General features: G+C 68.7%; 9 protein-coding genes and 1 pseudogene. 3 read left to right on the top strand and 7 right to left on the bottom strand.

The annotated features are described in order from the left end of the window. Positions 1-327: 327 nt before the first annotated feature. Together KCH48_RS37110 and KCH48_RS37105 are read left to right on the top strand one after the other, a co-directional pair. Complete coding sequence (locus tag KCH48_RS37110) at positions 328-4,131, top strand: hypothetical protein (RefSeq protein ID WP_210581647.1); 3,804 nt, start codon at positions 328-330, stop codon at positions 4,129-4,131. Positions 4,132-4,148: 17 nt separating this feature from the next. Continuing rightward, positions 4,149-4,538, top strand: coding sequence for a hypothetical protein (locus KCH48_RS37105; RefSeq protein ID WP_210581645.1), 390 nt, complete (start codon positions 4,149-4,151; stop codon positions 4,536-4,538). An 87-nt stretch (positions 4,539-4,625) separates the two neighbouring features. Here KCH48_RS37105 and KCH48_RS37100 read toward each other — a convergent pair. The 5 genes and pseudogenes from KCH48_RS37100 to KCH48_RS37080 form a co-directional block, all read right to left on the bottom strand. Next, a pseudogene (locus KCH48_RS37100) lies at positions 4,626-4,891 on the bottom strand (transposase); the annotation flags it as partial. Position 4,892: 1 nt separating this feature from the next. After that, a complete protein-coding gene (locus tag KCH48_RS37095; protein ID WP_210581642.1) occupies positions 4,893-5,417 on the bottom strand; it encodes a hypothetical protein in 525 nt (174 codons plus the stop codon). Between the two features lie 155 nt (positions 5,418-5,572). Then, a complete protein-coding gene (locus KCH48_RS37090) occupies positions 5,573-7,273 on the bottom strand; it encodes a methylmalonyl-CoA mutase (protein ID WP_210581640.1) in 1,701 nt (566 codons plus the stop codon). Between the two features lie 73 nt (positions 7,274-7,346). Continuing rightward, positions 7,347-7,679 carry a DUF3817 domain-containing protein gene (locus tag KCH48_RS37085; RefSeq protein ID WP_210581638.1) on the bottom strand — a complete coding sequence of 111 codons (333 nt, stop codon included), beginning with the start codon at positions 7,677-7,679 and terminating at the stop codon, positions 7,347-7,349. Between the two features lie 43 nt (positions 7,680-7,722). Continuing rightward, positions 7,723-8,232, bottom strand: coding sequence for a MarR family winged helix-turn-helix transcriptional regulator (locus tag KCH48_RS37080; RefSeq protein WP_210581636.1), 510 nt, complete (start codon positions 8,230-8,232; stop codon positions 7,723-7,725). Positions 8,233-8,390: 158 nt separating this feature from the next. Here KCH48_RS37080 and KCH48_RS37075 point away from each other — a divergent pair, with 158 nt between their 5' ends. Next, complete coding sequence (locus KCH48_RS37075) at positions 8,391-9,395, top strand: glycoside hydrolase family 6 protein (RefSeq protein WP_210581635.1); 1,005 nt, start codon at positions 8,391-8,393, stop codon at positions 9,393-9,395. Here KCH48_RS37075 and KCH48_RS37070 read toward each other — a convergent pair. Next, positions 9,392-11,356, bottom strand: a complete 1,965-nt coding sequence (locus KCH48_RS37070; RefSeq protein WP_210581633.1) for a kelch motif-containing protein — start codon at positions 11,354-11,356, stop codon at positions 9,392-9,394. The genes KCH48_RS37075 and KCH48_RS37070 overlap by 4 nt on opposite strands. A gap of 3 nt (positions 11,357-11,359) precedes the next feature. Beyond that, the gene (locus KCH48_RS37065; protein ID WP_210581630.1) at positions 11,360-13,171 is read right to left on the bottom strand and encodes a glycosyltransferase family 2 protein; all 1,812 of its coding nucleotides are present in this window, start codon (positions 13,169-13,171) and stop codon (positions 11,360-11,362) included. Positions 13,172-13,431 lie beyond the last annotated feature (260 nt).

The following is a 13,431-nucleotide window of genomic DNA, read 5'->3' as shown; positions in this document are numbered from 1 at the left end:
TGTTGATTCTCGGGTCGAACCTGCGAGCGAATCGAGGGTTCCGTAAACGCTTTCCCACTGTCATGATGATCGCGTCCCCATGGGGAGGGGGCGCGGGGGGGGGCGCGTGTTGACCGCACGCGGTACGGACGGGGATCTCTTCACTTCCTGGCTTTTCTCGCTGACGCTTTGGCGTGCCTTCTTCCTGTGTGTACGGACCGACCATCCGGACAGACCATCCAGGTAGGCATCGACGTGCGAACGACACGAAGAAGATTACAGAGACGACTCCGGGCAGGGCGCGCACAGCGAGCGTTCGCTGCCGTCGCGCTCACGACCGCGGCAGCCGTGCTCGGCGGACTCATCTCCGCGGCCCCTGCAGCCGCCGACGAACCCGGTGACAACCCGGCCAACCCCTACGAACGCACCCTGCGCATCAGCCTAGGCGCGCAGGCCCGCAAAGACCGCTGCCAGGTGGCACGGGCAGTGCACTTCGGCGGGTCAGAGATGAAGAAGTACGCGGCAACCAAACTCGCGGGCCCGGACGCCGAACTGCGCACGGTCGTGGCGAACTGGACCTTCGGTGAACTGGGCGAGGCCCACCAACGGGACTGGGACACGGGTCTGGCGGACCTGAACGCCAACCGTGACCGCCACGACAAGCTGAACGCCGCGAACAAGCCGTACGCCGCCGCGAACTCCTCGGGCGGTCGGGACTACCACGCGCCGGACTTCGGCAAGGACATCGTCGCCTTCACCCTCGGCACCCAGCGCGACCTGTATGACAAGACCTGGGAGAACCCGACACCGAGGCCCGGCCAGGCTTCGCTGGACCAGGCCAAGAAGGTGCTCGACGCGTTCGAGACCGGCGACGACACGTGGGCCGCCGCGTACAAGGACGTCGCCGGGAAGGAACTGCTCGACACGACCAACCTTGGCTACTCCTCGGCCAACGACGTCGCCACCTTCCTGCGGTTCGGCGGCTTCCCGACGAAGGCCCCCGAGCCGGACTCGCTGGAGTTCCGCACCGAGGTCGAAGCGCTGAAGCAGGCTTGGGCGGCCTGTGACAGCGCCAATCCGATCGACCACTACCGGGTGCTCACCGGGACGGTCGTGCAGGCGTACTCGGAGTGGGAGGCGGAGTATTCCGGCCAGGCCGAGCAGCGCAAGGCGATCGTCACCGCCGAGGCTGCCGCGGCGAAGGAGACGCGGGCCGCCACCGGCGCGATGATCGAGGCGGTCCGGCAGGCCTGGCAGGCGGACCAGATCCTGTACTGGCAGAAGTACTGGGCCGCGCACAAGGACTCGATCAACTACCCGACGACGGCTGAGTTCACCAAGGCCACGAAGGACCTGAACGCGGCGAAGGCCAAGGCTGCCGCCCAGGTGGCCATCGCGGACGCGGCGGCCGCCCGGGCCAAGACGGCCGCGAACACCGCGGGGACCGAGCAGACGAAGGCGTGGACGATCGCCGACGCCGCGAAGTGGCCGCGCGGCCGGGGCCTGCTCTATGCGCAGCAGTCCGTGCAGGTCACCAAGGCATCGGCCGCGGCCGCTCAGGCGGCTGCGAAGGCCACGCTCACGGCGTCGAACGCGGCGAAGGCCACGGTGGCGGACTCCCAGGCGCTCCTGGCGCTGGCGAAGACCCAGACACACGCGCTGAACACGGAGTTCCGCAAGACGGCGGCACTGGAGGCGAAGGCGCAGGCCAAGGCGGCCGCCGAGTCTGCGGCCAAGCTGGCCGCCGAGGCGGCGGCCGACGCCACCACCGCGAAGAAGGCCCGTGCGACGGCCGAGAAGGCTGAGAAGACTGCCAAGGACCAGGCGGCGGAGGCGAAGCGGCAGCGCGGTATCGCGGAGGCCGAGAAGGCCACGGCCGAGCGTGAGCGCGACTTGGCGGCGAGCGAGCGTGCGAAGGCCGACGCGGCCGAGAAGCGGGCGCAGGGCGAGCGGAACAAGGCCAGCGAGGCCCGCACGAACGCGGAGACGGCCGGCTCGACCGCGACGGCGAAGCTGGCGGCGGCGCTGAGCGCCGAACAGCGCGCCTACAAGGCCCGCAACGCGGCGGTTAAGGCCGAGCAGGAGAAGAACGCCACCGCCTCCCGAGCGGCGGCCCTGGAGTCCGCCGCAGCCGCCGCTGAGGGCACCGCGGCCGCGGCCGAGACCCGGCAGGCAGCCACCGAGGCACGTGCCGCCGCCAACGACGCGGCGGGCGCGGCGACCCGGGCCCGTACGGCCGCGAACGAGGCGACCACGGCGGCGGTGAACGCCCGAGCGGCGGCGACCCGTGCGGAAGGTGCAGCCAAGCGTTCCCGGTCCGCTGCCGACGCGGCCCAGGCGGCGTACACGAAGACCCATGCGGCTGCTGCCACCGCGCACGCCGCGGCGGCCGAAGCGATCGACGCGGCCGCGTCGGCGAAGGAGAAGGCCAAGAAGGCGGACGCCGAGGCCAAGAAGGCCCAGGCCGCCGCGATCACCGCGCGTAAGGAAGCCACCGCGGCGGTGGCCGAGGCTGCCAAGACGGCCGCGTGGGCGGCGAAGACCGCCGGGTACGCGGCCGCCACGGCCCAGTACGCACAGGCCGCCCGGGACGCAGCGACCGCTGTGACCAAGGCGGCCAACGAGGCGATCAGCATCGGTTCCCCGTACATCGAGACCGATGCCTCGGCCGCGTACGCGGTGCTGATCGGGCAGACGTCCAAGACGATCGCCGAACAGCAGGCCAGCGCGGCCAAGGCCAAGTCGGACGAGGCGAAGAAGGCTGCGGCGCAGGCCAAGGCGCTCGCCGACCGGGCTGCCGGCGACGCGAAGATAGCCCTCCAGGCGGCGGCCGACGCTGCGGACTACGCGGTGCAAGCGGTCAACTCCGCTGCGGCGGCCAACGCTTCCGCCGCCGCGGCGGCGACCGACGCGGCAGCCGCGAAGAAGGCCGACGCGAACGCCCAGAAGTACGACCAGCAGGCGGGCACCGACGCCTTCTACGCCAACTTCGCCGCGAACGACGCTGAATCGGCGGCCGCCCAGGCCGACCGCGACGCCACGGAGGCTGAGAAGGACGCGGCCGGCGCCCGTTCCGCTGCTTCCGCCGCCGAGTCCGACGCTGCCGTCGCGGATCGGGTCGCCACGCACGCCGAGTCGGACGCGGTCAAGGCCGAGAAGGCAGCCTCCAACGCTGACAGCGCGGCGAAGGAGGCGGACGCGGCCGCCACTCGTGCCGAGGAAGAAGAACGCAAGCGGCTGGAGGAACTCCGCAAGGCGCAGGCCGAGCAGGCGGCAAACCCGGGTCCCGGCCTGTCCGCCGACGACGAGGCGGCGCTGCTGCGCATGTGCGGGCAGGAGTGCGTGGACCAGTACCGGTCCGCCCTCGCCCTGGCGTCCCTGAGCCTGCTGGACTGGGTCAAGCAGAACGGCGGGCAGATCCTCCTCGACGAGATCGGCTGGACCGACCTCAAGAACTGCCTGACCAAGGGCGATGTCGAGGCTTGCCTGTGGACGCTGGTCAAGGCGGTCCCGGCCAGCAAGATCGTCGGAGTGGGCAAGGCGATCGTCCGGATCGCCGCGGGTGTCGTCGGGTTCTTCGAGAAGTCGGCGAAGGCGAAGAAGACCCTCGACAAGCTCCGCGATCTGGCCGAGAAGGCGAAGAAGGAACCGGACCTCCCGGCCTGCAAGAAGAAGTCTTTGAAGAGCGCCGCGTCCGTCGGGAGCGCCGGGACCGTGCGGACGGCTGCGTTTGCGACAGTCTCATCGGCCGCCGCTGCCTCGGACGATGACGACGAGATCGACCTGAGTTGCGATTTCGACCTGGCAGAGGACCTGCCCTATGAGGTGCTGGATGACATTGACGACAAGTACGGCCAGGACGTGTCGGGAGGCGTCGAGTACCAGTGGAAGCGGATGCGCAGCCCTGACGCCGACGAGGCGGCGGACCACGACCTTCCGGGTGTCGGCCGCAACCTAAAGGACATGGCCGACTACTTCAAGAAGTGGCAGGGCAAAGCGACCCATATCGACACGAAGACGAAGCACCCCGTCGCCTACGATGAGGACAAGGGTTTGATCGTCATCATCCAGAACTACCGCATTCACGCCTACAGGCTGCAATGGGAGAAGTTCGCCAACGGCGGCCGCTACGAGGCCATCAAGAAAAGCTGACGGGGAAGGAGAGACAGTTGAGAACACAGTTGAAGCTGACCCGCGACGGCGACGCGTTCATCGCCCGGCTCGCGCCCTCCCAGGCGTCAGCGATGTATGAGGCGCTGAGCTATCTGCGCGAGCGGGGCTCCGGTGACGCGGGACTGGCCCTGCTGGTCGGCGCGGGCCGGGAGGCGGTCGACGCCCTCCTGGAACGCCTGGCCGGACCGCACAGGGAGTCACGCGATTACCGTCTCGCCGCGGAGGAACTCCACATGGTGTACAGCGCGCTGACCGCCGCACCCACCATGTTCCTCGTGCGCGACGGTGTCTTCGCGGAGGAACCGTTCCACATCCGGCTGGGCTTCTACCGGGAGAACTTCGACGTCTTGGCGCATGCGCTTGTCCAAGCGGCTGCCGAGGCGTGACACCCGGCGCAAGCCACTGAGCACACGGCGACGAGGGCGCCCCTCGGGGCGAATTCGAGGGGTCATTGCAACACGTGGTCGCGTTGATCATGCCGTGAGCAGTTCATGCAGGCGCTCGGCTGGGGTTTCCCAGCCGAGCGTTTTGCGTGGGCAGTGTGGGCGAGCCGCAGCAGGCCGTTGGTGTTTTCGTTGGAGCCGCGCTGCCTGGGGCTGACTGGGTTCCAGAAATTGACCGGGATGTCGGTGGCGACGGCGAATGCCTGGTGGAGAGCCATCTCTGAGCCGTGGTCGCAGATGAAGGAACGCCGCAAGCGGGCCGGTATGGACGCGGCACTTTCCTGTGAACCACACCGGTCAGGACGTCCAGGTCAGCTCACGGATCGGGCCGTACACGTCAGACGACCCCTGGTTGTCCGTAATCCACCGCTCGTAAGCTCCGACTCCCTCCAGCCGTACACCGAAGTGGTACGCGGGGTCCGCAAAGAGCACCAGTGAATCACCGAAGGTGAACTCCAAGCACCTGACGATTGAGCGGGACGGGGCCGAGCCGCCGTCGACGACCGCCCGGATCCGTGTGAAGGGACGCGGAGAGGGAGGGTCCTGGAGGAAGAGCTGGCCGTAGGAACCGAGAGAAAATGCCTCGTCCTCGCCTTTGAGGGGTTCGGGGATCTCCGGCTCGGAGACCAGACGTAGTGCCAGTTGCCCTTCATCCGCGACAGATTCCAGGCTCAAGTATCCGCTCTGTAGGGCGATGTAAACCGTGGCGGACAGTGGAGTAAACCTGGGGACGTTCCCGTCCCGGTCAATGAAGCCGGGAATGTGGACATCCCAAGCACGAGCTCCCTCAAGCAGCTTGAAGAGGTTGTGCAGGTCTCCCATCGACCGCTCCCCAATTTTCTCAGCTCAGCATTCGGATGGCATTGTCCATGCCCGTTCCGAGGCCGACTCGGCGGGACGACTACAGCAAGGCCCGCGCTGACGCGGTAGCGCAAAGGGCAAAAGAGACGTCCATTTGAACGTCTCTTTACCATGTCTCAGAACCCGGCCGGCTCCGTATACACCCCCCACTCCTCCCGCAGCACCCCGCAGATCTCCCCCAGCGTCGCCTCCGCGCGCACCGCCTCCAGCATGGGCTCGATCATGTTGCCGCCGTTCCGTGCCGCCGCGATCATCGCGTCCAGCGTGGAACGCACAGTGGCGTCGTCGCGGGCCGCCTTCCGTCCGCCGAGCGCTCGGACCTGCTCCCGCTCCACCTCATGGCTCACCCGCAGAATCTCCAGGTCGCCGGTGACCGAGCCGTGGTGAACGTTGACGCCGACGACCCGCTTGTCGCCCTTCTCCAGGGCCTTCTGGTACTGGAAGGCGGACTCGGCGATTTCGCCGGTGAACCAGCCGTCCTCGATGCCGCGCAGGATGCCGGAGGTGACCGGGCCGATCGGGTGTTGGCCGTCGGGGTGGGCCCTGAGGCCCCGTTCCTTGATCTGGTCGAAGATCTTCTCGGCTTCGGCCTCGATCCGGTCCGTCAGCTGCTCGACGAACCACGAACCGCCCAGCGGATCGGCCACGTTGGCGACGCCGGTCTCCTCCATCAGTACCTGCTGCGTGCGCAGGGCGATCTCCGCGGCCTGCTCGGAGGGCAGGGCGAGGGTTTCGTCCAGGGCATTGGTGTGGAGGGAGTTCGTGCCGCCCAACACCGCTGCCAGCGCCTCGACCGCCGTACGAACCACGTTGTTGTACGGCTGCTGGGCCGTCAGGGAGACGCCGGCGGTCTGGGTGTGGAAGCGCAGCCACTGGGCCTTCTCGGACTGGGCGCCGTACACGTCCCGCATCCAGCGCGCCCAAATGCGCCGTGCGGCGCGGAACTTGGCGATCTCCTCGAAGAAATCGACATGGGCGTCGAAGAAGAAGGAGAGGCCGGGGGCGAAGACGTCCACGTCCAGGCCGCGGGAGAGGCCCAGTTCGACGTAGCCGAAGCCGTCCGCCAGCGTGTATGCCAACTCCTGCGCGGCCGTCGAACCGGCCTCACGGATGTGGTAGCCGGAGACGGACAGCGGCTTGTACGCGGGGATCTTCGACGCGCAGTGCTCCATCAGGTCGCCGATGAGGCGCAGGTGCGGCTCGGGCTGGAAGAGCCACTCCTTCTGGGCGATGTACTCCTTGAAGATGTCCGTCTGGAGCGTGCCGTTGAGGACAGAGGGGTCGATGCCTTGTCGCTCGGCCGCCACCAGGTACATGCAGAAGACCGGGACGGCCGGGCCGCTGATCGTCATCGAGGTCGTGACGTCGCCCAGCGGGATGTCCTGGAACAGGACCTCCATGTCGGCCGCCGAGTCGATCGCCACTCCGCAGTGGCCGACCTCGCCGAGGGAGCGCGGGTCGTCGGAGTCGCGGCCCATGAGGGTCGGCATGTCGAAGGCAACGGACAGGCCGCCGCCGCCGTTGGCGAGGATCTTCTTGTAGCGCTCGTTCGTCTGCTCGGCGTTGCCGAAGCCGGCGAACTGGCGGATGGTCCAGGTGCGGCCGCGGTAGCCGGTCGGGTAGAGACCGCGGGTGAAGGGGTACTCCCCGGGCCAGCCGATCCGCTCGAAGCCCTCGTACGTGTCCCCGGGCCGGGGCCCGTAGACCGGCTCCACGGGATCGCCGGAGAGCGTGGTGAAGTCCGCGTCGCGCTTGCGCGCGGCGTCGTAGCGAGCCTGCCAGCGACGGCGGCCTTCTTCTATGGCGTCAGCGTCCATACCTTCGAATTTACTAGGACGTCCAAGTAAATGTCGATGGCAGACCGCCGTACGAATGGGTACGGCGGTGGGGCTATGCCTTCGCGGCGGCCGGAACGGGCCCGCTGACCAGCGGCTCGACCGAGCGTGTGACCTTGCGCTCCACGAAGAACGCGGCGAGGGGGATGGTTCCCGACAGGAGCACCCACAGCAGCTTGCCGAACGGCCACTTGGCCTTGGAGCCGAGGTCGAAGGCGAAGACCAGGTAGATCATGTAGAGGATGCCGTGGACCTGCGAGACCACGAAGGTGACGTCCTCGCCCATGTCGAAGCCGTACTTGAACACCATGCAGGTGCACAGCACAAGCAGCATGACGGCGGTGACGTAGGCCATGACGCGGTAGCGGGTCAGCACGCTTTTCTTCATGCCGTCGAGCGTAACGGCCGGTTCCGGGAGATCTTGCCCCGGGTTACCCCTCCTCGAAGTCGCCGGCGGCCACCCGCAGCGGCCGCAGCATCGCGAAGATCTCGGCGCACTCCTCGGCGTCGTACACCCCGAGTCCGAAGTCCATCGCCATCAGGTCGCGGGTGGCGGCCTCGACGACCTCGCGGCCCTTGTCGGTGATGGTGGCGAGGGTGCCGCGGCCGTCGTTCGGGTTGGGCCGCTTCTCCACCAGGCCCGACCTCACCAGCCGGTCCACGGTGTTCGTCACGGACGTCGGATGCACCATGAGCCGCTCGCCGATCTTGGACATCGGCAGCTCGCCGGCCTTGGAGAAGGTGAGCAGCACCAGTGCCTCGTAGCGCGCGAACGTCAGCTCGTACGGCTTGACCACCGCGTCGACCTCGGCGAGCAGAATCTGCTGGGCCCGCATGATCGAGGTGATCGCGGCCATGGAGGGTACGTTTCCCCAGCGCTGCTTCCAGTGTTCGTCGGCGCGGGCGATGGGGTCGAAGGGAAGGCTGAGCGGCTTCGGCACGCCCCAGACCTTACCGGCCGGTCATATGGCGGTCAGCCCCGTCTCGCCCTTCGGTCCGTGGGTCTTTTCCGGCATTGCGATACCGGTCGAGATGTGTCCGCTATGCAACGATTAGCGATGACTTGTCACTGTACGTCACTCTCGCCCAAGGGAGCAGCATGCCCCGGCTGATCCACGCCCTCGCGGCTCTCGCGGTGCTCGGACTCGCGGCGGGCTGTACGTCCGCGGCCGACATCGACGAGGCCTCCGTCGCCGGCGCCGCCTCCAGGAAGGCGGACCCCGGCTCCTCGCCGTTCTGGGTCGACCCGGCGAGCCCGGCTGCCCAGCAGATCGAGAAGTGGCGGCAGGAAGGCCGTACCGAGGACGCCGAACTGCTGAGGCGGATCGCCGAGCGGCCCGTCGCGCTGTGGCCGGCCGGTGAGACCGACCCGACGGCGGTGGTCGGCTCGGCCGCCGCGGCGGCGCTCCGGGAAGGGCGGACGGCGGTGTTCACGGCGTACAACATCCCGCACCGGGACTGCGGGCAGCACTCGGCGGGCGGGGCCACGAGCGCGGGCGCCTACCGGGCCTGGATCGGGAAGTTCGCGGCCGCGCTGGGCAAGGCGAAGGCCGTGGTGGTGCTCGAGCCCGACGCGGTCGCGCATGTCGTGGACGGCTGCACGCCCGGCGAGTACCACGGTGAGCGCGAGAAGCTGCTCGGCGAGGCGATCGACCGGCTGAAGCGGCAGCCGAACACGAGGGTGTACCTGGACGCCGGCAACCCGGCCTGGATCAAGGAGCCCCCGAAGGTGGCCCAGCTGGTCCAGCGCCTGTACCGGGCGGGCGTCGCGCGCGCCGACGGCTTCGCCCTCAACGTCTCCAACTTCCAGACCGACGAGGTCACCAAGAAGTACGGCCTGACGCTCTCCAAGGACCTGGGCGGCAAGCACTTCGTCATCGACACCAGCCGCAACGGCAAGGGGCCCCTGCCCGGCGCCTGGTGCAACCCGCCGGGCAGGGCGCTGGGCACCCCGCCCACCTTCGACACCGGCGAGCCCGCCCTGGACGCCTATCTGTGGGTCAAGCGGCCCGGGGAGTCGGACGGGACGTGCGGGGGCGGACCGGCGGCGGGGCAGTGGTGGCCGGAGTACGCGCTGGGGCTGGCGCGCAACTCCCAGGCCTAGTCGGCTGCTTCACCTGGATGGGCGGTCGGCTGCTTCACCTGGATCCACTTCGCCTCCGACGGCGTGCCCTGCGCGTCCGTCACGAACAGCATGTACCAGCCGGGCGGGACCAGGGTCGGGTCCTTCGGTACGTCGACCGTGACCGAGTCGCCTGTCTTGGTGAGGTCGAGTGCGATGGAGCGCTGTTCCACGTCCGTGGTATGCGTGACCGCGCTGGGGCGCATGAGCCGGGCCGCGGTGATCCGTTCGGGGTGGGCGGTGGTGAAGGTCGCGCGGTGGTCGCTGTCGAGTGTCTGCGGGCCTCGGTCGAGTACGGGGCGCTGCTTGCTGTTCTTGTGCAGGGCGGGCGGCGTGAAGATCTCCATGCGCTGCTCGAAGTGGCCCAGCTTGGTGTTCTGCTGGTCGTCGAAGAGCGGGTCTGAGCCGAAGGTGGCGACCCGGCCGTCGGGCAGCAGCAGCGCCTCGGAGTGGTAGTTGCGGCCGACCGTCGGTGCGGCGGCCTCGCGGAAGGCGTTGGCCTTCGGGTCGTAGAACTGCGCCTTGAGGATGTTGCTGGCGCTGCGGCCCCGGTAGTCCGCGGAGCCGTTGGAGGTGAAGACGGTGTCGTCGGGCATGATCACGCTGTTCAGGTAGCGGGTGCCCTGGGGGAGGTCGGGGCCGTCCTCGAAGACCGGGTTGTCCTTCTTCAGGTCGATGACGGCGGTGCGCGGGGTCGCCTTCTTGGACTCGCCGACGCCTCCGCCGCCGAGGATCATCACCTTCTGGTCCTGCGCGGGCGGGAGCAGGAGGGAGGCCGACGTCTCGGTCTGGTCGGCGTCGCGCAGGCCCGGTACGTACTGGAAGGTGTTGGTCCGCAGGTCCCACAGGCCCGGCTTGCGGCCCCTGTCGGCGGGGCCATAACCGGCGTTCGAGGCCGGGTAGAAGAGCTTGCCGCCCTTGGTGAGGAAGAGGGCGGGGTACGTGGGGAAGTACCGCTTGGGGCCCGGTGACCACTTCTTGGTCTTGGGGTCGTAGATCTCGTTGTCACCTGGGTCGATCTTGCCCAGGTCGTCCAGGCCGGAGACGGCGAGGACCCGGCCGTCCTCCAGGCCGACCAGCGTCGGGTACCAGCGGGCCTTGTCCATCGGGTCGACCGGGACGTACCGCTCGGACTTGGGGTCGAACTCGTAGGCGGCGCGGATGCCCTGGAAGTCCTGCTTGTCGAGGCTGATCCGCTCGGAGAGGCCGTAGGTGTTGTTCGCGTCCTTGCCGGTCAGGCCGACGATCTCGTACTGGGCCTGGTTCTCGGTGACGGACAGCGGGCCCTTCTCGACGGCCTCCACGAAGACGCGGGCCTCGCTCGCGGTGACCCGGGTCCGGGCGGTGCGGCGGTCGGTGACCGCCTGGGCTCTCGGGACCGTGACGTCGAAGCGGGTGACGTACTCGACTCCGGCGGGCGAGCGGAAGACCGTGCCCTTCTTCAGGAACACCTCCTTGTCGGGGCTCTCGTTCTTCACGCGCATACCGCCGGCGGCGCGTTCCACCTCGCCGTCGAGGAGTTCGTAGCGGGCGGTGCCGCCGGCCACCAGGAGGCGGCCGTCGGGGAGTTGGGCGTGGCCGGCGCAGAAGAAGTCGTCGGGGGTGGGGATCTTCTTGAAGGTGTCGGTCCTGGGGTCCCACAGGACGGTGTCGAACTCGCCCTTGTCGAACTTCTTCTGCTCGTTGCCGGAGCCCGCGACGATCAGGACCTTGCCGGTGTGCAGCAGCGCCGCGTGGATGGCGTTGGTGCGGTACTCCTCGGGGATGTCGACCTGGCTCCAACTGCCGTACTGGGCCTGGTAGCCGGGTTGAGCGATCTTGTACGCGTGGTACCGCTCGCCCGCGAAGTCCAGTGCGGCGGGGGCGTTCAGACTGAGCAGGACGGCGATGCCGCCGATGCCGAGGACGGTCTTCTTGGTCTTCTGCGAGGGTTTGTAGGGCATGGCCTAGTTGCCTCCCGTCGTGGAACTGGAGACCGTGGTGCTGGAGACCGTGGCGCCCGCGCTGTTGCCGGCGAGCGCGGGTTCGGCTTCTTCGCCTCTGCGGGGCGGGGCGTGCAGGACGGGCAGCGGCGAGGGCTGCCTGCGCTCCTTGAGCAGGGTGGAGCACCACACGGCGACCGGTGCCAGGGAGATCGCCGTGGCCAGGAGCGCCCAAGTGCGCATCGCCGCGTGGGTGTTGTCGAGGATCACCGACGCGGTGAGGGAGGTCGCGAGGAGGCCCGCCCAGAAGAGGTGGATGCGGAAGGTGAGCAGGCGGTCCGGGCTGGCGTCGTCGCCCTTCGGAGTCACCACGAAGCGGCTGGGGCGGCGCAGGAGGGCCTCGCCGAAGGACTTGAGGTAGATGGGGGCCGAGAGCGCCGACATCGCCATGCCGGCCAGGCCGCCGGAGCCCTGTGGTTCGTGCGGGGAGACGTTGTGGCGGCGGTTCCAGAGGTAGAGGCCGATCTGGAGGGCGGCGGCGTCGCTGTAGAGCATCAGCCAGACCGAGGCGGCGACTTGGGTGCCGGAGGCGCCGAACCAGAGGAACAGGACGCAGCTGAGGATGCCGAGGAACCAGTTGACCGCCGTCATCGGGTAGTAGACCAGCATGAGCGTGTACGAGAGGAAGCGGCCGGGGGGCATCTTGCCCGGGGCCCGCCAGTACTGCTTGATCAGCGTCTCGTAGGTGCCGCGTGACCAGCGCATCTGCTGGGTGAAGAAGTCCGTCCAGGAGGCGGGGCCCTCGCCGACCGCGAGGACGTCGGGGGTGTAGACGCTGCGCCAGTGGTTGCGGGTTCGGGGGTTGCGGGTGCGGTGCAGTTCGAAGCCGGTGGCCATGTCTTCGGTGATCGAGTCGTAGAGGCCGCCTATTTGTTTTACCGCTGAGATCCGTACGACGTTGTTCGTGCCTACGAACATGGGGGCTCGGTAGCGGTTGCCCGCGCGTTGTATCAGCGCGTGGAAGAGGAACTGCTGGGACTCCGCCGCCTTGGTGACCGGGTTGTGGTAGTTGCCGTACACCTGGGGGCCTACGACGAAGGCGACGTCCGGGTCGCGGAAGTAACCCATCATCCGCTCCAGGAAGTTGGGGAGCGGGACGTGGTCGGTGTCGACGGAGGCGAAGAAGTCGTACTCCGTGCCGTGCATCGCGATCCAGGCGTTGTAGTTGCCGTGCTTGGTGCGGGCCTTGTGGACGCCGTCCGGTCGGTTCCACTCGGGGACGCCTCGGCGGGTGAAGTGCCGCACGCCGAGTTCGGTGCAGAGGGCTTTGGCCTGGGCGTCGTCGCCCTCGTCGAGGAGCCAGACATCGAGGGGGCCGGGGTGGTGGATGCGGGTCGCGCCTTCGAGGGTGGCGCGGACCATGTCGAGGGGTTCCTTGCCGGGGACGTACGTGGTGAGGAAGGCGACGCGGGTGCCGGGTTCGGGGAAGACCGGGACGGGGTCGCGGGCGACCATGGTGGCGTGGGCGACGGAGGCGACGTTGACGACCATGAAGAGTTCGATCAGGCCGATGGATATCAGCATGGTGACGTCCAGGGCGGCCAGCCACTCGTCGCCGCCGTCGCGGTCCACCCAGTGGCTGGGCCATACGAGGTACACGAGGAGGGCGCCGGTGAGGATCGGCGCGAGGGTCATGAGCAGGATCGCCCGTATTCGGTGCGGCTCGCGGGCGAGGAGCGATATGTACTGGACCCGGTACGCCTTGTCCGACGGCTCCGTGAGCGGTCCTGCCAGTCGGCTGTGGGTGTCGTAGTCGTAGCCCTCCGGCTGCCGCACAGCGTCCTCCAGTTGTGTGGGGTGATCGAACTAGTCGATACCCATACAAAAGTGGAGTTTTGGGGGTGTGTCGAACTGGACGCGTCCAGGTGGGTGCCGGTGCCTCCGGCGGTGGGGCGGGGTCGGGGTGCGGGGCCTCGGGGGGCGCGCGCCGGGCCGGGGGGGGGGTGCGCTCGGGGGCCGGGGGGCGGGGGTGGCGGGGCGCCGCCCGGGGCGGGCGGGGGGGTGGCGGCGGCGCGCGGGGTGGCGGGGGGGTGGGG

The organism is Streptomyces sp. GESEQ-4 (assembly GCF_017948455.1).
Taxonomy (GTDB): Bacteria; Actinomycetota; Actinomycetes; order Streptomycetales; family Streptomycetaceae; genus Streptomyces.
Note: the sequence above shows the minus strand (reverse complement) of the source record. Positions and strands in the feature narration are given on the sequence as shown.